This window comes from Candidatus Pelagibacter sp. PS_17 (assembly GCF_059417945.1).
Genome location: NZ_CM182073.1, coordinates 816,575 through 836,111, shown reverse-complemented (window position 1 = coordinate 836,111; position 19,537 = coordinate 816,575). Strand labels below are relative to the sequence as shown.

24 protein-coding genes are annotated in these 19,537 nt (G+C 32.3%); 17 read left to right on the top strand and 7 right to left on the bottom strand.

Annotated features, from left to right (window positions below; translation table 11 throughout):
* Window positions 1-116 precede the first annotated feature (116 nt).
* Window positions 117-1,475: a glycine cleavage T C-terminal barrel domain-containing protein gene (locus AC5SML_RS04525; protein WP_494587155.1), complete on the bottom strand. Its 1,359-nt coding sequence runs from the start codon at window positions 1,473-1,475 to the stop codon at window positions 117-119.
* Window positions 1,468-2,196, bottom strand: a complete 729-nt coding sequence (locus AC5SML_RS04520) for a methylenetetrahydrofolate reductase (RefSeq protein WP_006998018.1) — start codon at window positions 2,194-2,196, stop codon at window positions 1,468-1,470. Before AC5SML_RS04520 ends, AC5SML_RS04525 begins: the two co-directional genes overlap by 8 nt.
* Before the next feature lie 100 nt (window positions 2,197-2,296).
* Here AC5SML_RS04520 and AC5SML_RS04515 point away from each other — a divergent pair, with 100 nt between their 5' ends.
* Genes AC5SML_RS04515 through AC5SML_RS04485 form a run of 7 tightly spaced genes read left to right on the top strand, consistent with a single transcriptional unit; the run spans window position 2,297 to window position 6,318 of the window.
* Window positions 2,297-3,490, top strand: coding sequence for an aromatic ring-hydroxylating oxygenase subunit alpha (locus AC5SML_RS04515; protein ID WP_494616921.1), 1,194 nt, complete (start codon window positions 2,297-2,299; stop codon window positions 3,488-3,490).
* Window position 3,491: 1 nt separating this feature from the next.
* Window positions 3,492-3,899, top strand: a complete 408-nt coding sequence (locus AC5SML_RS04510; RefSeq protein WP_020169568.1) for a P-loop nucleotide/nucleoside kinase family protein — start codon at window positions 3,492-3,494, stop codon at window positions 3,897-3,899.
* Complete coding sequence (locus AC5SML_RS04505) at window positions 3,899-4,273, top strand: hypothetical protein (protein ID WP_006998022.1); 375 nt, start codon at window positions 3,899-3,901, stop codon at window positions 4,271-4,273. The genes AC5SML_RS04510 and AC5SML_RS04505 overlap by 1 nt, the downstream gene beginning before the upstream one ends.
* The gene (locus tag AC5SML_RS04500) at window positions 4,257-5,042 is read left to right on the top strand and encodes an enoyl-CoA hydratase (protein ID WP_020169567.1); all 786 of its coding nucleotides are present in this window, start codon (window positions 4,257-4,259) and stop codon (window positions 5,040-5,042) included. The genes AC5SML_RS04505 and AC5SML_RS04500 overlap by 17 nt, the downstream gene beginning before the upstream one ends.
* Window positions 5,042-5,479 (top strand): CoA-binding protein, encoded by a 438-nt coding sequence (locus tag AC5SML_RS04495; RefSeq protein WP_011282262.1) that lies wholly within the window; start codon window positions 5,042-5,044, stop codon window positions 5,477-5,479. Before AC5SML_RS04500 ends, AC5SML_RS04495 begins: the two co-directional genes overlap by 1 nt.
* Window positions 5,480-5,899 (top strand): YeeE/YedE family protein, encoded by a 420-nt coding sequence (locus AC5SML_RS04490; RefSeq protein WP_011282261.1) that lies wholly within the window; start codon window positions 5,480-5,482, stop codon window positions 5,897-5,899.
* On the top strand, window positions 5,896-6,318 hold the full coding sequence (locus tag AC5SML_RS04485; protein ID WP_494616919.1) for a DUF6691 family protein: 423 nt from the start codon (window positions 5,896-5,898) through the stop codon (window positions 6,316-6,318). The genes AC5SML_RS04490 and AC5SML_RS04485 overlap by 4 nt, the downstream gene beginning before the upstream one ends.
* On the opposite strand, the gene AC5SML_RS04480 is transcribed toward AC5SML_RS04485, so the two are convergent.
* A complete protein-coding gene (locus AC5SML_RS04480; protein ID WP_011282259.1) occupies window positions 6,276-6,473 on the bottom strand; it encodes a DUF4170 domain-containing protein in 198 nt (65 codons plus the stop codon). The genes AC5SML_RS04485 and AC5SML_RS04480 overlap by 43 nt on opposite strands.
* A 38-nt stretch (window positions 6,474-6,511) precedes the next feature.
* Between AC5SML_RS04480 and AC5SML_RS04475 the strand changes: the two genes are divergently transcribed.
* The 6 genes from AC5SML_RS04475 to AC5SML_RS04450 are packed head-to-tail and all read left to right on the top strand — an operon-like array spanning window position 6,512 to window position 13,363.
* Entirely contained in the window at window positions 6,512-7,081 is a 570-nt protein-coding gene (locus tag AC5SML_RS04475) for an NAD(P)H-dependent oxidoreductase (protein WP_011282258.1), read from the top strand.
* Window positions 7,026-7,526 (top strand): hypothetical protein, encoded by a 501-nt coding sequence (locus AC5SML_RS04470; protein WP_027307056.1) that lies wholly within the window; start codon window positions 7,026-7,028, stop codon window positions 7,524-7,526. Before AC5SML_RS04475 ends, AC5SML_RS04470 begins: the two co-directional genes overlap by 56 nt.
* A gap of 59 nt (window positions 7,527-7,585) precedes the next feature.
* Window positions 7,586-10,018 (top strand): GcvT family protein, encoded by a 2,433-nt coding sequence (locus tag AC5SML_RS04465; protein WP_011282256.1) that lies wholly within the window; start codon window positions 7,586-7,588, stop codon window positions 10,016-10,018.
* Window positions 10,018-10,767 carry an electron transfer flavoprotein subunit beta/FixA family protein gene (locus AC5SML_RS04460; RefSeq protein ID WP_494616918.1) on the top strand — a complete coding sequence of 250 codons (750 nt, stop codon included), beginning with the start codon at window positions 10,018-10,020 and terminating at the stop codon, window positions 10,765-10,767. The genes AC5SML_RS04465 and AC5SML_RS04460 overlap by 1 nt, the downstream gene beginning before the upstream one ends.
* On the top strand, window positions 10,767-11,720 hold the full coding sequence (locus AC5SML_RS04455; RefSeq protein WP_011282254.1) for an electron transfer flavoprotein subunit alpha/FixB family protein: 954 nt from the start codon (window positions 10,767-10,769) through the stop codon (window positions 11,718-11,720). Before AC5SML_RS04460 ends, AC5SML_RS04455 begins: the two co-directional genes overlap by 1 nt.
* A 23-nt stretch (window positions 11,721-11,743) precedes the next feature.
* Window positions 11,744-13,363 carry an electron transfer flavoprotein-ubiquinone oxidoreductase gene (locus tag AC5SML_RS04450; protein ID WP_018414289.1) on the top strand — a complete coding sequence of 540 codons (1,620 nt, stop codon included), beginning with the start codon at window positions 11,744-11,746 and terminating at the stop codon, window positions 13,361-13,363.
* Here AC5SML_RS04450 and AC5SML_RS04445 read toward each other — a convergent pair whose 3' ends face one another.
* Window positions 13,364-13,582 (bottom strand): hypothetical protein, encoded by a 219-nt coding sequence (locus AC5SML_RS04445; protein ID WP_494587151.1) that lies wholly within the window; start codon window positions 13,580-13,582, stop codon window positions 13,364-13,366.
* Between the two features lie 104 nt (window positions 13,583-13,686).
* Between AC5SML_RS04445 and AC5SML_RS04440 the strand changes: the two genes are divergently transcribed.
* Window positions 13,687-14,658 carry a hypothetical protein gene (locus tag AC5SML_RS04440; protein ID WP_494616917.1) on the top strand — a complete coding sequence of 324 codons (972 nt, stop codon included), beginning with the start codon at window positions 13,687-13,689 and terminating at the stop codon, window positions 14,656-14,658.
* A 5-nt stretch (window positions 14,659-14,663) separates the two neighbouring features.
* Here AC5SML_RS04440 and AC5SML_RS04435 read toward each other — a convergent pair whose 3' ends face one another.
* Both AC5SML_RS04435 and hisI read right to left on the bottom strand, forming a co-directional pair.
* Window positions 14,664-15,038: a DUF2237 family protein gene (locus AC5SML_RS04435; protein ID WP_494616915.1), complete on the bottom strand. Its 375-nt coding sequence runs from the start codon at window positions 15,036-15,038 to the stop codon at window positions 14,664-14,666.
* Complete coding sequence (hisI, locus tag AC5SML_RS04430; protein ID WP_027307052.1) at window positions 15,038-15,505, bottom strand: phosphoribosyl-AMP cyclohydrolase; 468 nt, start codon at window positions 15,503-15,505, stop codon at window positions 15,038-15,040. Before hisI ends, AC5SML_RS04435 begins: the two co-directional genes overlap by 1 nt.
* Window positions 15,506-15,582: 77 nt before the next feature.
* Here hisI and folE point away from each other — a divergent pair, with 77 nt between their 5' ends.
* Genes folE through AC5SML_RS04415 form a run of 3 tightly spaced genes read left to right on the top strand, consistent with a single transcriptional unit; the run spans window position 15,583 to window position 18,103 of the window.
* Complete coding sequence (gene folE, locus AC5SML_RS04425) at window positions 15,583-16,191, top strand: GTP cyclohydrolase I FolE (RefSeq protein WP_006996650.1); 609 nt, start codon at window positions 15,583-15,585, stop codon at window positions 16,189-16,191.
* Between the two features lie 20 nt (window positions 16,192-16,211).
* The gene (locus AC5SML_RS04420; RefSeq protein ID WP_494573870.1) at window positions 16,212-17,213 is read left to right on the top strand and encodes an oxidoreductase; all 1,002 of its coding nucleotides are present in this window, start codon (window positions 16,212-16,214) and stop codon (window positions 17,211-17,213) included.
* Entirely contained in the window at window positions 17,213-18,103 is an 891-nt protein-coding gene (locus AC5SML_RS04415; RefSeq protein ID WP_011282246.1) for a LysR family transcriptional regulator, read from the top strand. The genes AC5SML_RS04420 and AC5SML_RS04415 overlap by 1 nt, the downstream gene beginning before the upstream one ends.
* On the opposite strand, the gene AC5SML_RS04410 is transcribed toward AC5SML_RS04415, so the two are convergent.
* The gene (locus AC5SML_RS04410; RefSeq protein WP_006996653.1) at window positions 18,104-19,537 is read right to left on the bottom strand and encodes a helix-turn-helix domain-containing protein; all 1,434 of its coding nucleotides are present in this window, start codon (window positions 19,535-19,537) and stop codon (window positions 18,104-18,106) included.

Here is a 19,537-nt window from a genome sequence, read left to right as displayed (position 1 = left end):
TAAGAAACAAATAGTGGAAAGAGTATTAAAGCAATTATTATTATTATGCAAATTACGATTAGGAATGATTTTGTCATTATTAGTGGGGGAGAATTAACCTCCCCCAAATAATTAATTTAACCTTTAACGACTTCTCTTGTGTTTGCGTTAAACGATTCTGTAAATGGAATATCCACTACCACAGCATCAACAGGCGTTCCTGGTGTGTCAGAATATTTAGCAGGTAAGTGAACTTTGTACTTAGTTCCAACTTTACCTTTAGGGAAACCATTAGCATTTAATGTTCCATCAAATGGCACATATCCCATTGCTATATTTTGACCTTTTTCAGGGTGATACCAAGGTGATGTGATAAATCCTACAGGATCTCCACCACTCTCAGGTGACACTAACCAAAAGTCAGGAGCATATTCTTCAATTGGTTTTCCACCCAACTCAAGACCTACTAACTGAAGTTTATAAGGTTTTTGACCAGCCTTAAGATCTGCACCCATTTTCTCTAATGCAGCTTTTCCAACATAGTCAGCTTTTTTATTCCACTCGCCTTTACCTGATAGTGATACTTGGTAACCAAGGTTACACTGGAAAGGATTGTGTTGATGATCCATATCTTGTCCCCAAGAAAGAATTCCAGCTTGAATTCTTCTGTGGTGAGCAGGGGCTATAACCATTAGGCTATGTTTTTTTCCAGCTTCAAGAACAGCATTCCACATATCGTCAGCATATTTAGTTGCTTCTCTTAAGTAGATTTCATATCCAGCTTCACCTGAGAAACCAGATTGTGAAATAACACAACTTCTACCACCAACTTTTGCTTCAGCTAAACCATAGAAAGGCATGTTATCTAGATCCACTTGATCTCCAATAAGATCCTTCATTAAAGCTTTTGATTTAGGTCCTTGAATTTGCACTGGGCAAACATCAATTTCCTCAATAGTACAATCAAATCTTCCATCAGCGTTAACACCTTGAAGATACATTCCAATATCAGAGTCTGATAGAGAGAACCAAAATTCATCTTTTGAAATTCTAAGAAGAATAGGATCATTTAAAACGCCACCATAAGCATTACATAGAATTACATATCTTGCTCTCATGGGTGAGATTTTAGTTGCATCTCTAGTTATAACGTAGTCAGTAAACTTTTCTGCATCCGGACCTTTAACTCTAATTTGTCTTTCAACAGCAACGTTCCACATTGTAACGTGATTTTTAATTGCTTCATACTCAACCATCGCTCCACCATCTTCGGGCTTTACATATCCTCTTGGGTGATAAATACGATTGTATACAGTTGCTCTCCAACAACCTGCTTGCATTGATAAATGCCAATACGGAGATTTTCTTACTCTTGTTGAAATTAACATTTCAACTTTTGTAGGCCCACTCTGTCTTAAGTTGTATGGTACTTCACGATCTGATTGATCAACTGAAGTTACATGATTTAGTTTAGTATAGTCAAATTCATTAGACATAACCGTTCTCCTTCAACCACTTGTTTGTTTCCTTCAAGCCGCCGAATGTATAAATGTGGAAGTTACCAGTAAACTCTTTCACTTTCCCAATTAATTCATTAGGGTCTTTAGGTTTCAATAAATCTAATGCCTTACTAAAATTAGACTTAAGAAAATTTATAGAATTTTTCGCCCCGACAATATTAGCAAATTTAATTAAGCTAGTTATTTTCATTGGCCCAGTAATTCCTACATGCACTGGTACTGACTGCTTAGAAATGAAATCTACGATAGGTTGACTCTCTAATAACCACTGGGTCACTATATAGTCGGCGTAAGGTTTTTTATCTATCATAGCCTTTTCTAATTCTTTATCAGAAATATCCTGACTTCCCTCTGGATGTCCTGCTATTCCTATTTTAATTCCATCAAAAAATCCTGTTTCTAAAATTTGAATTGAACTATCAAATTTTCCAACTGGCTCTCTACTTCCTCCAATAACTAAAGCTTGTTTAGCACCCACATCTTTACATCTTACAATGTAATCTTTAAGCTGAGCATCATCCGTAATTGATCGTGCTGGAAAATGTGGAACTGGATTAAATCCTTTTTTAACTAACGCCGCTGTTTGGTTAGCTGTCTCTTTATAGTCTCCTCCTGGAAGCATAGTTACATAAACATCCTTAACGGGAGGCAGTGTATTAAGATCTGTTTGAGGTCCAACCTCAAGTGAAAAATTCATTTTTCCTGATGATTATCTTTTTTGTATATGCTGTCAAAGAAATTCATCTTGTGGATAAAATATTTGTTGCCAAAAATTGTGCTGGTGATAATTTTTTTTAATGTCTGAAAATCTTAAAAATCTTCAACTTTCAAAAATCTTGGACTTGGAAAAAATTAGAGTGGTTGGGAACCCCATCGAGAAAGCCCATGGCCTACCAAACGAGTGCTACACTAGCTCTGACTATCTAAGCATTGAAAGAGAGAGGATTTTCAGGGATAAATGGACGGTGATTGGCGTTGGAAGTTCTGTGCCAAATGTAGGAGATGCTCAACCTTATAATTTACTAGGCATCCCTCTTATTATTTTAAGAGATAAAGAGAAAAAAATAAGGGTATTTCACAATGTCTGCAGCCATAGAGGCTTCAAGCTTTTAGATGAGCCTTGTGCTTTGAAAAATGTCTTAAGATGTCCATACCACTCCTGGTCCTACGATTTTGATGGAAAGTTGGTTGCGACACCTCACATAGGAGGCTTAAATGTTCATGAGACAGAAAAATTCGATAAATCATCGAGCAATTTAAAAGAGGTTAAAACCAAAATTTGGATGGATATAATATTTGTCAATATAAATAGTAATGAATTAGAGTTTGATGAATATATCAAGCCTCTTGAAGAAAGATGGTCAAAATTTATATCTAAGGAAGATCAAAAATTACTTAAGCACTCAAAAGATCATGGATACTTCAGTCTTGATGTTAAGTGTAATTGGAAGTTTGCAATAGAGAATTACTGTGAAAGTTATCACTTGCCTTGGATACATCCTGAATTAAATAAAGTTTCAAATATTAGTGATCATTACCATATTCAAGGTTTACCAAATAGATTTGCTGGCCAAGGAACAAATAAATATGATCAACCTGTTAAAGGAAATCAAAGTTTCAATAATTTTCCAAATTGGCCTAAAGACTTATCCAGCAAAGCTGAGTATATTGCTTTATTTCCAAACGTAATGATTGGTCTTCATGTAGACCATTTTTATGTTTTTTGGTTAGAACCTAAATCTATTAGTGAAACTAAAGAGCATTTAATGATGTATTATGTTGGTGATGATAGTGCAAATGGATCTGAGTTTGCTGAGATGAGAAAAAAAAATTCAGAATTTTGGAAAGAAGTAATGATTGAGGATATAAAAGCTATTGAGGGTATGCAAGAAGGTAGAAATTCACCAGTATATAATGGTGGGAATTTTTCACCGATAATGGATAACCCTACACATGAATTTCATAAATGGGTTGCAACAAACTTAGTTTAAAATGAAAATAATATTAATTATGGGTCTTCCAGGATCTGGCAAAACAACTTTAGCCAATGAAATTGCTCCATTACTAAATGCTAAAAGACTTAATGCTGATGAAGTTAGAAAAGAAGCTAATGATTGGGATTTTTCAGAAGAAGGCAGAACAAGACAAGCAAGTAGAATGGCAGATTTTGCAAAAAAATTAAAAGATGATGGAAATTATGTTGTAGCAGACTTTGTTTGCCCAACACCGGAGGCAAGAAACTTGTTTCCTGCAGATTATATAGTTTGGGTAAATACAATAAAAGAAGGACGTTTTGACGATACTAACAAGATGTTTGTAAAGCCTGAAAAATTTGATTGTCAGGTTACAACTCAAGATGCTAAACATTGGGCACCAATAATAGTAAAGGAGATAAAATAATGGCTTACGAATGGGATAATAAAAAACCAACAGCACAAATGCTTGGCAGATGGCAACCATTTCATGATGGTCACTACGCTTTATTTCAAGAAATTATTAAAAAAACGGGACAAGTTTGCATTCAAATAAGAGATGTTCAAGGTGTTGACGATAATCCATTTGATTTTGACACAGTTAAAAAAAATATTGAAGAAAAGTTAAACCCAGAATTTGAAGGAAGATTTAAAATAATGATGGTTCCTAATATTACTAATATTTGTTATGGAAGAGGAGTTGGTTACAAAATAGAAGAAGTTGTTTTGTCAGAAGAAATTCAACAAATCTCTGCAACAAAAATTAGAGCCAAAATGAGAGAAGATGGCAAACTTAAGTAATATTAAAATTAAACTTTTAAATAAAGATATTGCCTCAATCATCATTAATGAACCAAAAACATATAACGCTCTTTCATTAAAAAATTTAGGAGATTTAATTAAAGCTTTTAAAAAATTAGATGAAGACAAAAATATTAAGGTAATAATTATTGAAGGGTCTGGAAAAGGTTTTAGTGCGGGTCACAATTTAAAAGAAGTAAGTGGATTAAAGAAAAGAGAAAAATATCAAAAACTTTTTAATCTTTGTTCAAAGTTGATGCTTCAAATAGTTGAAGGAAAAAAGCCAGTTATTGCAAAAGTTCATGGAGCAGCATTTGCAGCAGGTTGTCAGTTAGTTGCAAGCTGTGATCTAGCTTATAGTTCTAATGATGCAATTTTTGCAACACCAGGTGTAAATATCGGTTTATTTTGCAGCACGCCGATGGTTGCTGTTAGTAGAAAGGTTAATAGAAAAAGAATGATGCATATGCTGTTAACGGGAGAGCCTATTAAAGCAGATTACGCAAAAGAAATTGGACTAATTAACAATCATTTTTCTAAATCAAAATTAAACAATGAAGTGTTAAAAGTTGCTAAAACTATTGCTTCAAAATCAAGTCTTACAATTAAAATTGGAAAACAAACTTTTTATAATCAATTAGAAATGCCATTGAGAAAAGCTTACGCATACACTAGTAAAATGATGACTAAAAATATGATGGCAATGGATGCTAAAGAAGGCATATCAGCGTTTCTACAAAAGAGAAAACCTAAGTGGAAACATAAGTAGTGAACGATAAAATAAAAGAAATTCTCTCAAAGTATAAAACAATAGCGATGGTGGGTGTTAGTAAAGATGATAAAAAGCCATCAACAATAGTGATGAAGTATATGCAAAAATATGGTTTTAAAGTTATTCCAGTTAATCCAAGTGCCAAAGGTCAAAAGATTTTAGGAGAAGAGGTTTTTGAAAAACTTGAAGATATTAATATACCTATTGATATCGTAGATGTATTTAGACCATCATCTGAAGCTAACAAGTATGCTGAAGAGAGTGTTAAAATTGGAGCTAAAGTTCTTTGGTTACAACTTGGAATTAGAAGCATTGATGCTAAAGAATTAGTGGAGAGTAATGATATTGAGTATATTGAAAATAGATGTACAAAGATGGAATATCAAAAGCTTTTTTTAAATATAAACCCTGCTTTTCCAGTATTACAAAGTTAAATGAATATAGTTAATTTTACTCCAATCTCTGCATTTCTAGGTGGATCCTTAATTGGTTTAGCAGTAATTATTTTTTTTGTATTTAATGGTCGATTAATTGGAATAAGTGGAATTGCCAGTAATTTTTTAACTTCAAAAGATAATAGATTTGATAATTTTTTATTTTTAATTGGATTAATTATCGGACCTATTGTTTATAAAATATTTACTCAACAGGAAATCAATATCACAATTTCAAACTCATTTTATTTATTAGCAATTGCAGGCTTATTGGTTGGAGCTGGTACAAGAATAGGTGGTGGCTGTACTAGTGGACACGGCATCAGTGGTATTGGAAGATTTTCTTTAAGATCAATTATTGCAACAGTAACATTTATGATTGTTGGAATTTTAACTGTTTTGGTAAAAAATTTAATATGAATAAGATTATATCTTTAATTTGTGGAATAATTTTTGGAATAGGTCTTACTGTTTCACAGATGATAGATCCCGCTAAAGTCTTAGGTTTTTTAAATATTTTTGGAGAATGGGACCCATCATTAGCATTTGTTATGATTGGAGCTTTAATAATATCCTCACCATTTTTTTATTTATTTAAAAATAATAAGAAACCAATTTTTGCTGATAAATTTTCTTATTCAAATAATAAAGAACTAAATAAGAAATTAATTATAGGTTCATCACTTTTTGGTGCAGGCTGGGGCTTAGCTGGATTATGTCCAGGACCTGCAATAGCCTCACTGGCTTTATTAAATTTAAATTCTGTAAGCTTTGTAATTTTTATGTTTGTTGGGTTTTATTTGGTTAAATTATTAGATTTAACAATCCAAGCACGATGATAAAAATCATCTATATTTTTTTGAATTAAACTCTTAGCTAAATTATTAGCTTCAATCTCCTCAAAAGGTCCAAATTTTTTTTCTGTATCTTTAATGATAGTTTCAATTTTATTTGGATCTTTATGAATACCAGCAACTACGTAAAAATTTTTCATAGATTTTTAATTTTTCTAGTCTATACACCCTTAATGTAATGAAAAAAATATTTCTTTTATACGGGCACTATAATGAAAAGTCTTTTAATGCAGCTATTAGAGATACATTTATTAAAACAGCAGAAAAAAACGGTAATACAGTTGATTGTGTAGATTTATATAAAGATAAATTCAATCCAGTTTTTGCAGGTGAACAAGCTGGAGAAGACGTTCTAGATCATAGAAGACGTATTGAGAAATGTGATATTATTGTTCTAATTGCACCTATTTGGAACTTTAGAATGCCAGCTATTGTAGAAGGCTGGATAGATAAAGTTTTGTCACCCCCATGGGCTTACACATTTAAAAAATTAGTTGGAAATTATGGTTATCCAATGGGAAACTTAAAAGATAAAAAAGCTATAATCTTTTGTACCTATGGATCCCCAAGGTTAGCGGTTACAACATTTTTTTTAAATTTACCTATTAGAAGGCTAAAAAGAGGTGTGTTTCATATGTGTGGCATTTATAATATTGTATACAGAAGATATTTTGCAGTACCGTTTGTAACAGATGAAAAACGAAAAGAATTTCTTGAGGACGTTAAAAAGACAGCAAATAATATATAAAACCTTATTAATTTACTTTCTAAGTCTTACAATTTCACAAGCAGAATTAATAAAGCCTAATAGTAATATTGAGCCATACCAGGTTGTGGAAATTCAGTTGAAAAGTTTACAAAAAAACAACTCTCCCACTATAGATAATGGCATTGAACAAACCTGGGAATTTGCTCATCCTAGTAATAGAAAAAGCACAGGACCTTTAGATAGATTTAAGACCATGCTGAAGGGCAAGTCATATAAAATATTATTAGATCATTTAGATCATGAAATTGTTCAAGAAAACCTTAACAATTCAGTAGCCTTGTTTGAAGTTAGTGTTCTTGGAAAAGACAAATCCTATTACAAATTTAAATGGCAGGTTGAAAAGTATAAAATAGATGGTCCCTTCAAAGACTGCTGGTTGACCACAATGGTGTCCGCTCCAATGCCCCTAGGATCTTCAATTTAATTTAGAGGGTAAACGAATTTTGTTTCGTTCGTAATGAAAATTTAGTAGGAATCGTGTTAATGAAATCTAAAGCTAAAGTTGTTGTAGTTGGTGGTGGTGTAGTAGGAGTTAGTGCTCTTTATCACTTAGCAAAAAAAGGCTGGTCTGATGTTGTTTTAATTGAGAGAAAAGAATTAACATCTGGATCTACTTGGCATGCAGCAGGTCTACTTCCATTATTTAATATGAGTTATTCGGTTGGACAGCTTCATAAGTATGCAGTGGATCTTTATAAAAAATTAGAAGAAGAGACAGGACAAAATGTTGGTTTTAGTGTCGTATCAAATATTCGTTTAGCAAGCACTAAAGATAGAATGGATGAGTATCATCAATATGCAGGTGTTGCTCAAACAATTGGTGTGGATGTAAAATTTTTAACACCAGATCAAGTAAAAGAAATTTGGCCATTGTGCCGTACAGAAGATTTACTTGGAGCAATCCAACACCCTGAAGATGGATACATTCAGCCAGCTGACTTAACACAAGCAATGGCAACAGGTGCTAGAAATTTAGGTGCAGAGATTTATAGAAACACAGCTGTAGTTGGAATGAAACAAACTAAAGATGGCTGGATTGTTGAAACAGATAAAGGTGCTATTGAATGCGAACATGTAATTTCTTGTTCTGGAAACTTTGCTAGACAAACTGGAAAAATGGTTGGATTAGATATTCCAGTAATACCAGTTGAACACCAATATATTGTAACAGAACCTCATCCAGATATCGTAAAAAGAAAAAAAGATGGCTTACCTGAAATGGGAGTTTTAAGAGATAGCGACAGCAGATGGTATATGAGAGAAGAAGCAGGTGGATTAATATTAGGACCATACGAAGATGGTGCGCCAGCTTGTTATGTTGATGGGCCATCAAAAGATTCAGAGTATGAACTATTTCAAGAAGATTTAGATAGATTAGCACCGCATATAGAAGGAGCTATTCATCGTGTACCAGCTTTTGGAGAAGTTGGAGTTAAGAAAGTTTATAATGGTGCAATTTGTTATACACCAGATGGAAACCCAATTGTTGGACCTGCATGGGGATTGAAAAATTTTTGGATTAATGAAGGACACAGTTTTGGAATAACTGCAGCAGGAGGAGCGGGTTGGCAACTTGCAGAATGGATAATTGATGGTGAGCCAACAATAGATATGCTTGGAGTTGAACCAAGAAGGTTTGGTGATTATGCAACAAAATCTTATTTAAAAGAAAAAAATGAAGAAGCTTACAATCATGTATTTAAAGTTCACTACCCAGATGAAGAAAGAGAGGCTGCTAGAGAATTAAGAACATCACCTTGTTATGACAGAATGAAAGCATTAGGTGCAGTATTTGGTCAAAAATTTGGTTGGGAAAGACCTAACTTCTTCGCAATCGATGGGATGGAGCAAAAAGATGATTGGTCATTTAGAAGATCAAAATGGTTTAAAGCAATTGAGCAAGAATGCAAAAATGTAAAAGAGAATGTTGGTCTTTTAGATATGACGGCATTTGCTAAATGTAGAATTAAAGGACCTGGTGCTGAAGAGTTTTTAGATTATTTAGTTGCAAACAAACTTCCTAAAAAAATTGGAAGAATTGGATTATGTCATGCACTTAATACTAAGGGTGGAGTGCACTCTGAATTTACAATCATGAAAGAAGCTGATGGAAGTTACTATTTAGTTTCTGCAGGAGCAAACCAAAGATTAGATCATGACTGGATTCAAAAGTGGATGCCAACTGATGGTAGTGTTCAATTTGAAAATTTAACAAACAGTATGGGAGTTCTAGTTGTATCTGGTCCTAAAGCTAGAGAACTAATGAAAAGAGTTTCAAGAGATGATTTTTCAAATGAAAATTTTAAATGGTTGAGTGCAAAAAATATTGATGTTGGTAATGCACCAGTTAACGCTATGAGAGTAAACTTTGTAGGTGAGCTTGGCTGGGAATTGCATCATCCAATTGAATATCAAAATCACATCTTTGATAGATTAATGGAAGCTGGAAAAGATTTAGGTCTTAAGCCTTATGGAATTAGAGCAATGAATAGTTTGAGACTTGAAAAATCTTATAAACTTGTTGGCACAGAATTATCAATTGAATATTCACCTTACGAATCTGGGTTAGATAGATTTGTTCATCCCAACAAAGGAAATTTTATAGGATTGGATGCTTTGAATAAATGGAGAGAAAAAGGATTTTCAAATCAATTGGTTACCTTGGAAGTTCACAATATAGAGGATGCAGATGTTTTAGGGAATAATCCAATTTATGATAATGAAAAAGTTATAGGACGTGCAACTGGTGGAGATTTTGGATTTAGACTTGGAAAATCAATCGCATTAGGAATGGTCAAACCAGAGATTGCGACACCAGGGCAAAAATTGAAAATTGATATTCTTGGTAAAATGTACGATTGTACAATTTTAGAAGAAAGCCCATATGATCCTGAAAACAACTTATTAAGAGCATAATGAAAATATTAGTCGCTGTAAAAAGAGTTATTGATTACAATGTTCAAATCAGAGTTAAAGAAGATGGCACAGGAATTGTTAAGGATAATGTTAAGATGTCAACCAACCCACCTGATGATAATGCAATTGAAGAGGCTGTAAAAATTAAAGAAGCAGGTAAAGCAACTGAAATAGTTGCGGTTACTATTGGTGAAGAAAAAGCACAAGAAACAGTTAGAAAAGCATTAGCTGTTGGTGCTGATCGAGGAATTCATGTTAAAGTAGATGGCGTAGTCGAACCCTTAGCAGTAGCTAAAATATTACAAAAAATTGTTGATAAAGAAAAACCTGATCTAGTATTTATGGGTAAACAAGCAATTGATGATGATTGCAACCAAACAGGACAAATGTTGAGTGCTTTATTGAACTGGCCTCAAGCAACTTTTGCATCAAAAATTGACATTAAAGACAATAAATTAGAAATAATTAGAGAAATTGATGAAGGCTTAGAAACTATTGAAGTTAACGTTCCAGCGGTAGTTACTTGTGATTTAAGATTAAATGAACCGCGTTATGCATCTCTACCAAATATTATGAAAGCTAAGAAGAAACCAATAGATCAAATGACGGCTGCAGATTTAGGTGTTGATGCAACACCAAGAGTTCAACAAATTAAAGTTGAAGAGCCACCAAAAAGAAAAGCTGGAATTAAAGTATCAAGTGTAGCTGAACTTGTGCAAAAGCTTAAAAATGAGGCGAAAGTTATATAATGTCAATTTTATTAATTGTTGAACATAACAATAAAGAATTAAGACCATTTACTCTTAACGCTATTACAGCTGCCTCTCAAATTGATGGCGATGTTCATGCATTACTAATAGGAAACAATTGCTCTGATGTTGCAAAAGTTTTATCTGAAATACCCTTGGTTAAAAAAGTAATACAAGTTGAAGCCACTCATTACGAAAATTTTCTACCGGAAAATTTTGCGCCATTGATTGTTAAAGTTTCTGAAAATTATTCCCATGTAATTAGTTCGGCTAATACATTTGGTAAAAACTTAATGCCAAGAATAGCAGCTTTAATGGACACATCACAAGTTAGTGACATAATCAAAGTGGTATCTCCAGATACATTTATCAGACCTATTTATGCGGGAAATGCATTTGCAACTGTAAAAAGCACTGATGCAAAAAAATGTGTAACTATTAGACCAACTTCATTTGAACCTTGTGAAACTTCAGGTGGATCAGCACCCATTGAAAAAATGGATTCGGTAAAAGAGTTTACGTTATCTAAATTTATTAAAAGAGAAGAAGTTAAATCAGATAGACCAGAACTTGGAACTGCAAGAATTGTGATCTCAGGTGGAAGAGGTATGCAAAATGGTGACAATTTTAAATTAATTACTGATATTGCAGATAAATTAAATGCTGCAATAGGAGCTTCGCGTGCAGCTGTTGATGCAGGTTACATAAGTAACGAACATCAAGTTGGTCAAACGGGTAAAGTTGTAGTGCCAGATCTATATATTGCAGTTGGTATTTCTGGAGCAATTCAACATTTAGCTGGTATGAAAGAAAGTAAAATTATTGTCGCAATAAACAAAGATGGAGAGGCACCTATTTTTAGTGTTGCTGATTACGGTTTAGAAGCTGATTTGTTTGAAGCCCTTCCTCAATTCCTAGAAGAATTGAATAAATTAAACACTATACAAAAATAACAAATAATATAAAAAATTACCATATGCCTAGAGAAGCAATGGAGTATGACGTGGTAATTGTTGGTGGTGGCCCATCAGGACTATCGACTGCTATTAAACTCAAACAATTAGATCCAGAATTAAATATTTGCCTACTAGAAAAAGCATCCGAAATAGGAGCTCATATTTTAAGTGGCAATGTTTTTGAAACTAGAGCATTAGATGAGTTATTACCAAACTGGAAAGAACTTAATTCACCTATAAAAACTAAGGTTTCTAAAGAAAAATTCTTATTTTTAGGAAAATCTAAATCATTAAGCTGGCCAACATGGCTGCTGCCATCGGTTCAGCAAAATCATAATAATTACATAATTAGTTTAGCAAATCTATGTAGATGGCTAGCAGAACAAGCAGAAGCTTTAGGTGTTGAAATATTTCCAGGTTTTCCCGCAAGTGAAATTTTATACAATGAAGATGGATCTGTTAAGGGAGTTGCAACTCAAGACATGGGAGTCGATAAAAATGGAAATAAAAAAGATGGCTTTGAACCAGGCATAGAACTGTTAGGAAAAGTTACTGTGTTTGCAGAAGGATGTAGAGGACATCTTGGAAAACAATTAATAGAAAAATATAATTTATCAGAAGGTAAAGATCCTCAACAATATGGAATTGGGTTTAAAGAAATTTGGGAAATCAGTGAAAAAAATCATGAAGAGGGAATGGTTATGCATACCGCAGGTTGGCCACTCGATAACAATACTTATGGTGGCAGCTTTATGTATCATGCAGAAAACAAACAAGTTTTTTTAGGATATGTAATTGGTCTTGATTATAAAAACCCACATCTTTCACCGTTTGATGAATTTCAAAGATTTAAAACTCACCCTGCAATTAAAAAGATAATTGAAGGTGGAAAACGTATTTCATATGGAGCAAGAGCTTTAATTGAAGGTGGACTTCAGAGTTTACCAAAAATGTTTATGCCTGGAGCTTTATTAATTGGTTGTGATGCGGGAACTTTGAATATGCCTAAGATTAAAGGATCACATACTGCAATGAAAAGTGGAATGATTGCTGCAGAAACAATAAACGAACATTTAAAAGAAAATAAAGATTTATCAATTTATGAGGATAAATTTAAAAAAAGTTGGATTTATGAGGAGCTCCACCAAGCTCGAAATGTTAAACCAAGTTTTAGCTGGGGTTTAATTCTTGGAATAATATTTACAGGAATTGATCAAATATTATTTAGAGGAAAATTACCTTTTACCTTAAGACATAAGCATGCTGACCATGAAACATTAAAACCAGCAAATGAAATGCCAAAAATTGATTACCCTAAACCAGATAATGTGATTACATTTGATAAAACAAGTTCTGTTTATTTAACAGGAACCAATCACACTGATAATCAACCTGTACACTTACAATTAAAAGATCCGAACTTACCGATAAATTATACTTTAGAAAAATTTGATGAACCTGCTCAAAGATATTGCCCCGCAGGCGTTTATGAAGTTCAAAATGAAAATGGTGTAAATAAATTTGTTATAAATTCTCAAAATTGTATTCATTGCAAAACTTGTGATATTAAAGAACCTTCTCAAAATATTACTTGGGTAACACCCGAAGGAAGTGGTGGGCCTAAATATGGAAATATGTAGTTAAAAGGATAAGATAATACCGGCAACAATAATTAAGCAAGACGTTAATCCAACAAAAACTAGGTTTGTTAGATTTTCTTTTTCTTTTTCTTTTCTAGCTCTATTTAAAAGAATATTAATATCTACTCTTCCAGATGATGAAACTTCCTCACTCTTTTCAGGGGTTGCTAAAGGAGGAAGATCATTTAACTCTGTAGAACTTATTTTTTCAGCACTCATGTAGATAATAAACCATCAAAATACAAACAACACAAATCACTAGATGTTCATTTTGGGTTGACTCTTGCTTAAATCATGTCCATTTTGGGTGGAAATATAATTTTATGAAGAAATTATTACCTGAAATATCAAAGCAAATCCACAGTGAGGATATACTAGAAGTAATTGAGAAAAACTTTGTTTCGATAATGCCTGTTTGGGTACCACTACAATTAGCTTGGGTTAATAATGTTTACAGAACTTTTCATGATTATGAAAAATTTATGATCATTATGCATTTATTAATGAACACATTTGAAGCTTATTCAAAGAATTTTGTGAAGTTAAATTATGAGGAGTATTTTGATCAAAATGAGGTTGAAATAGAAACAATAAATGTAATAGAGATATCCAAATCACTTAATATACCAAAAGAAACTACTAGAAGAAAAATTAATGAATTAGAAGAAATCGGTGTAATAAAAAGAGTAAATAGAAAGATTATAATTGATAGAAACACTTGGCCAAGCATTAAACCTGAAGAAACAATAAAAAGAATGACGAGATTTTTATCAACTCTTTCAAATATATGTGTTGAAGAAGGGATAATATCAGAACCATTCAGCAGTGAACGTTTAACAGAAACAAGCAAGGAATATTTTTCATTTGTTTGGAAACTTTATTATGAAATGCAAATGCCTATGTTATTAGGATATAAAAAAGTTTATGGCGATCTAGAATCCTTTCATATTCATGGCATTTGTTTAGTCAATCACGCTTTGCACTCAAAAAAAAATGATAATAGTGAAATGAATAAAGAATTTTACTTAGAAAAGTACTTCTTTGCTGAGCAAAAGGATGAAGTAGGTGTTAACGCAATGTCTATCTCAGATATTACAGGTATCCCAAGAGCTACAGTTATTAGAAAATTAAATATATTATTAAAACAAAAATTTTTAACAATAGATAGTAAAAAACATTATTCTATAACAGGAGTTCACCAAAAAAAAATATTAGACGTACAAAAAAATACCCTAAACAACTTATCTAAATTTTCTACAAGTATTTATAATTTAAGTTTAATGAAAGATAATTAAATTAATTAAGATAAATCAATAGCATTTTTCTTTAAAACCTCCATTGAAACAAGTTTTAAAGTTTTTTCATGTGTTCTTTTTAAATAAACAGGGCATGGTTTTCCAGCATCAGCAGCTCTTGCATACCAACTAGCACATACACACCAACCATCTCCAGCTTTTAGACCTGGAAACCCAAATTCAGGATGAGGAGTTATTAAATCATTCCCAGCTTCTTTACACCACTCTAAAAATTCTGTTGTAACTTTTGCACAAACCGTATGAACGCCGTGATCATTTTCATCTGTACTACAACAGCCATCTCTATACCACCCTGTTAAAGGATCGTTAGAGCATTCTTCTAGATCCTCACCTAGAACATTCTTTTGTTTTTCTTGCATTAAATTTTTGTAGGATTGGGTTGACCTTTATAGACAACCTCAGGATCAAAAGATTTTTCTTTTTCTTCAAATTTCATTTCAACTTCTCTACCATTTTCAATTGGTCCCAGTGGAATTGATCTATAAAAACATGATCGATAACCAACATGACAACTTGAACCATCACCAATATCGACAGTTAACCAAACTGAGTCTTGATCATCATCAATTCTAATTTCAGTTACTTTTTGAGTAAAGCCACTAGTTTTGCCTTTGTGCCAAATTTGCTGTCTAGATCTACTAAAATAATGAGCTTCTTTAGTCTCAATGGTTTTTTTAAAAGCTTCAACATTCATGTAACCATGCATCAAAACATCTTTAGTTTTTGAACACATTGTAATAACTGGAATTAATCCATCATTATCAAATTTTGGTGAAAGGAGTTTGCCCTCTTCGATTTCAACTATATTTTCTCTTTTTTTAAACATAATTAGGTAATTATGTAGCATATTGTTAGATATATTAAATATTTTAAAAACAATGATTTACTGTATAAAGTTGCCTTATGAAATTAGTCGAAGACACAGATAGCAAGATTTTAGATACCAAAAAAGTTTCTGACAAAGAAGCTGAAGAGGCTTTTAAAACTATTTTAACTTGGATGGGTGAAGACCCTAGTAGAGAAGGGTTATTAGAAACTCCCAAAAGAGTTGTTAAAGCATTTAAAGAATATTTTGGTGGATACACTGAAGATGCTGAAAAAATTTTAGAGAAAACTTTCGGCGATGTTGAAGGTTATGATGACATGGTTGTTGAAAAAAATATTTCAGTATCAAGTCATTGTGAACATCATATGGCACCAATAGTTGGTACAGCACATGTTGCTTATATTCCAAATGAAAGAGTTGTAGGTTTAAGTAAACTTGCAAGAGTAGTAGAAGTTTTTTCAAAAAGATTACAGACACAAGAAAGATTAACAATGCAGGTTGCTCAAGCTTTAATGAATTCATTAGATGCAAAAGGAGTTGCTGTTACAATTGATGCAGCACACCAATGTATGACAATGAGAGGCATTAAAAAAGAAAATGCAACAACAGTTACAAATTATTTCTTAGGAGAATTTAAAAAAGATTTAAGTATTCAGAATAGATATTTAAGATTTATTAGTAAGTAACCTTCCTAAGGGAGAAAAGCATGTCGGATAATTTTAAAGCACTAGTTCTTAATCAAGAAGGTGAAAATTTTACACGAGAAGTAAAATCAATAGATAAATCATTTTTAAAACATGGTGATGTACTTGTTCAAGTAGATTATTCAGACTTAAACTATAAAGATGCACTTATTTTAAATAATGGGGCAAAATTAGTAAAAGAATTTCCACATATCCCAGGAATTGATTTCGCAGGCACTGTTTTAGAAAGTGATAATTCTAAATTTATAAAAGGGGATGAAGTAATCCTTACAGGTTGGAGAGTTGGCGAAATTTACTTTGGTGGCTATTCTCAGTTTGCTAAAGTTAATGGAGATTACTTAGTTAAAAAACCAAAAGATATCTCATCTAAACAAGCAATGATCTTAGGGACTGCTGGATTAACAGCATTGTTATGTTCTTTTGCAATCAAAGCTAGAGAAGAACTTTTGTTAGGTGAAAAAGTAAAAGATGTTTTAGTTACTGGTGCATCCGGTGGTGTTGGAAGTATTGCAGTGATGATTTTAAATAAATTTGGTTATGATGTTACAGCTGTTACTGGAAAGGCAGAAAATGAAAAATATTTAAGATCATTAGGCGCTAAAAATATAATAAATAAAGCAGATTTAGATAAAGACGCTAGACCATTAGACAAAGGTTTATGGGACGGTGTTGTTGATACTGTTGGTGGAAAGATACTTGCTAATGCGCTTGCACAAACAAGAGACAATGGAATTGTTGCAGCCTGTGGAAACGCCTCTGATTATAAATTAAATACAACAGTTATGCCTTTTATTATTAGAGGGGTTAAACTTTGGGGAATTAATTCTGTTACAGCATCGATTAAAAGAAGAGAGTTTGTTTGGGGTGAAGTTAAAAGTCTAATTGATTTCGAACAATTAGAAAAATCAATTAAAACAGTAAGCTTAGAAGATTTAATAGACATATATCCGAAAATGTTAAAAGGTGAAACATCAGGACGATATATTGTTGACCTTAATAAATAATGGATTGGGATAAATTAAAAATATTTCACGCAGTTGCAGAAGCGGGAAGCTTTACTAACGCAACAATAAACCTAAACTTAAGTCAGTCAGCAATTAGCAGACAAATTCAATCTTTAGAACAAGATCTTAAAGTACAACTCTTTGAAAGACACGCAAGAGGTCTTACATTAACTGAAAATGGTGAATATTTATTTAAAACAGCTCATGATGTAATTAGTAAATTAAAAGAAGTTGAATCTACTTTGGGAGATCAAAAAAATAAACCAACTGGTAAATTAACCATTACAACAGTTAGAAGTTTTGGTACCCACTGGTTAACACCTCGTATTCAAGAATTTATGACTTTAAATCCTGAAATAGAAATTGAATTAATTTTTGAAGATAGGGAGTTAGATTTAAGTACGAGACAGGCAGATATAGGTATTTTCATGAGAAGACCTAAGCAGCTTAATTATATTCAAAAAAAATTAGTGGATTTAAAATATTATATTTATGGTTCTAATAAATATTTAGAAAAACATGGGATGCCTAAAACTATTTCAGACCTTAATAAACATAAATTCATTTCATTTGGAAAAGGAGCACCATCTCCTGTCTATGATCCAGATTGGGCTTTAAAACTTGGAATTAAAGATGGTAAAAAAAGAAAACCAGTAATGAAAGTTAATAGTGTTATGGGTTTACTTTTAGCAGTTGAAGCTGGTGTAGGTCTTGCAGCACTTCCAGAGTATTTAGTTTCAAATTCAAATAATATAATAAAAGTACTTCCTAGTTCGGAAGGACCTATAACAGAGGCTCACTTTGTCTATCCTCAATCACTTAAAAACACAGCAAGAATAACCGCTTTTAGGAACTTTTTGTTTAGTAAAATTGGTGATTGGAAGTCTTAATTAACTAGACTTATCATTAACATAAACTGAAACACCTCTAGAATTGATATCTACATCAAATTTTTTGTGTAAAGGTGGAAACGCTCTTTGTGGACAATCCAATCTATCACAAGTTCTGCAAGATACACCAATGGGAATTTCTGTAGTTTTATCACTTACATTAATGTTTTCAGTGTACACAAAATCTTTTGCATACTTTGCGTCACAACCTAGTCCAATTGATAAAATACTTTTTGATTGACCAAATCGTCCGACACCTTTTTCAACTGTTCTTGCAATACACACATATTTTTCACCATTAGTCATTTTACTAACTGCTGCTTGAATAACACCGGGTCTTGTGAAGGCTGAATAAACATTCCATCTAGGACATGCACCACCATATCTTGGTATATCAATTCCTGATAATGAAAATCTTTTTGAAATATTTCCAGCCATATCAACTCTTAACATGTGAAAAGGAATTCCAGGTAATTTTGGGTCTTGTAAACATGTTACACGGTGAGCAACTTGCTCAAAAGAAGTTGCAAATGTATTTTGTAAAAGTTCCAAGTCATATTTTAATTTTTTACATTCAGCATGAAAGGGCTTGTAAGGCATTAAAATTGCAGCACCACAATAATTCAATAATGCAACTTTAGTTAATTTTTTAGACTCATCTGATGGAAAAGAAAATTTTGATAAATAAATATCAATATCTTTCATTGCTCCTTCTTGAGCTATCTGAGCTGCTGCATGAAGTTTTTTTGTTTCTAGGGAACTATAATCACTTAACAAAAGTTCTTTTTTGCTCTTATTATAGATTTTAGAAAAAGGCTTTCCTTCTTCAGGTAAAATATCTTTTACTGTAATTGAATATTCTTTATTTAAATACTCACATAACGCAATATATCGAGTTCTATTATTTTTTTGAATTTTATCAAAAACTTTATTTGCAAATTCTTCTAATTTTGGAAAATAGTTTTTATGCTGTTGAAGAAAATCAGATATTACTTCGCCAGGAAAAGAGTTTTTTCTATTATCCACTATCTTACCTGAAATTTTTTCTATTTTATCAATTAGTTCGTGATCTTTCTTTTTAAGAATATCTCCTAATCTAACAAGGGCTCTACCGATCTTTGGGTTTGTGCCAACAAGGTCTTTAACTTCAGGACCAAGAATATCTAAGTCTTCAAATAATTTATCATCTAAAATTTCTGAAATTGTATTTTCTAAATTAATATCTGATTTTGAAGTTAAGTCTGAAAGTTGAATATTTAATTTTTCACAAACCTTAAGTAATAAATCTCCATCTATTTTTCTTTTTCCACTTTCAATTAAATTCAAATAGCTTGGAGAAATTCCTAGATCCTCTGAAAGTTTATTAGCTTGCAGTCCTAATTGCCTTCTAAAAGCTTTTATTTTTGGACCTATTTTAATATCTAATTGACTCAT

Excerpts from the sequence above, each read along its gene's own strand:
- AC5SML_RS04525 (WP_494587155.1), bottom strand. The coding sequence starts at position 1,475 with ATGTCTAATGAATTTGACTATACTAAACTAAATCATGTAACTTCAGTT.
- AC5SML_RS04520 (WP_006998018.1), bottom strand. The coding sequence starts at position 2,196 with ATGAATTTTTCACTTGAGGTTGGACCTCAAACAGATCTTAATACACTG.
- AC5SML_RS04515 (WP_494616921.1), top strand. The coding sequence starts at position 2,297 with ATGTCTGAAAATCTTAAAAATCTTCAACTTTCAAAAATCTTGGACTTG.
- AC5SML_RS04510 (WP_020169568.1), top strand. The coding sequence starts at position 3,492 with ATGAAAATAATATTAATTATGGGTCTTCCAGGATCTGGCAAAACAACT.
- AC5SML_RS04505 (WP_006998022.1), top strand. The coding sequence starts at position 3,899 with ATGGCTTACGAATGGGATAATAAAAAACCAACAGCACAAATGCTTGGC.
- AC5SML_RS04500 (WP_020169567.1), top strand. The coding sequence starts at position 4,257 with ATGGCAAACTTAAGTAATATTAAAATTAAACTTTTAAATAAAGATATT.
- AC5SML_RS04490 (WP_011282261.1), top strand. The coding sequence starts at position 5,480 with ATGAATATAGTTAATTTTACTCCAATCTCTGCATTTCTAGGTGGATCC.
- AC5SML_RS04485 (WP_494616919.1), top strand. The coding sequence starts at position 5,896 with ATGAATAAGATTATATCTTTAATTTGTGGAATAATTTTTGGAATAGGT.
- AC5SML_RS04480 (WP_011282259.1), bottom strand. The coding sequence starts at position 6,473 with ATGAAAAATTTTTACGTAGTTGCTGGTATTCATAAAGATCCAAATAAA.
- AC5SML_RS04475 (WP_011282258.1), top strand. The coding sequence starts at position 6,512 with ATGAAAAAAATATTTCTTTTATACGGGCACTATAATGAAAAGTCTTTT.
- AC5SML_RS04470 (WP_027307056.1), top strand. The coding sequence starts at position 7,026 with ATGAAAAACGAAAAGAATTTCTTGAGGACGTTAAAAAGACAGCAAATA.
- AC5SML_RS04465 (WP_011282256.1), top strand. The coding sequence starts at position 7,586 with ATGAAATCTAAAGCTAAAGTTGTTGTAGTTGGTGGTGGTGTAGTAGGA.
- AC5SML_RS04460 (WP_494616918.1), top strand. The coding sequence starts at position 10,018 with ATGAAAATATTAGTCGCTGTAAAAAGAGTTATTGATTACAATGTTCAA.
- AC5SML_RS04455 (WP_011282254.1), top strand. The coding sequence starts at position 10,767 with ATGTCAATTTTATTAATTGTTGAACATAACAATAAAGAATTAAGACCA.
- AC5SML_RS04450 (WP_018414289.1), top strand. The coding sequence starts at position 11,744 with ATGCCTAGAGAAGCAATGGAGTATGACGTGGTAATTGTTGGTGGTGGC.
- AC5SML_RS04445 (WP_494587151.1), bottom strand. The coding sequence starts at position 13,582 with ATGAGTGCTGAAAAAATAAGTTCTACAGAGTTAAATGATCTTCCTCCT.
- AC5SML_RS04440 (WP_494616917.1), top strand. The coding sequence starts at position 13,687 with ATGAAGAAATTATTACCTGAAATATCAAAGCAAATCCACAGTGAGGAT.
- AC5SML_RS04435 (WP_494616915.1), bottom strand. The coding sequence starts at position 15,038 with ATGCAAGAAAAACAAAAGAATGTTCTAGGTGAGGATCTAGAAGAATGC.
- hisI (WP_027307052.1), bottom strand. The coding sequence starts at position 15,505 with ATGTTTAAAAAAAGAGAAAATATAGTTGAAATCGAAGAGGGCAAACTC.
- folE (WP_006996650.1), top strand. The coding sequence starts at position 15,583 with ATGAAATTAGTCGAAGACACAGATAGCAAGATTTTAGATACCAAAAAA.
- AC5SML_RS04420 (WP_494573870.1), top strand. The coding sequence starts at position 16,212 with ATGTCGGATAATTTTAAAGCACTAGTTCTTAATCAAGAAGGTGAAAAT.
- AC5SML_RS04415 (WP_011282246.1), top strand. The coding sequence starts at position 17,213 with ATGGATTGGGATAAATTAAAAATATTTCACGCAGTTGCAGAAGCGGGA.
- AC5SML_RS04410 (WP_006996653.1), bottom strand. The coding sequence starts at position 19,537 with ATGAGTCAATTAGATATTAAAATAGGTCCAAAAATAAAAGCTTTTAGA.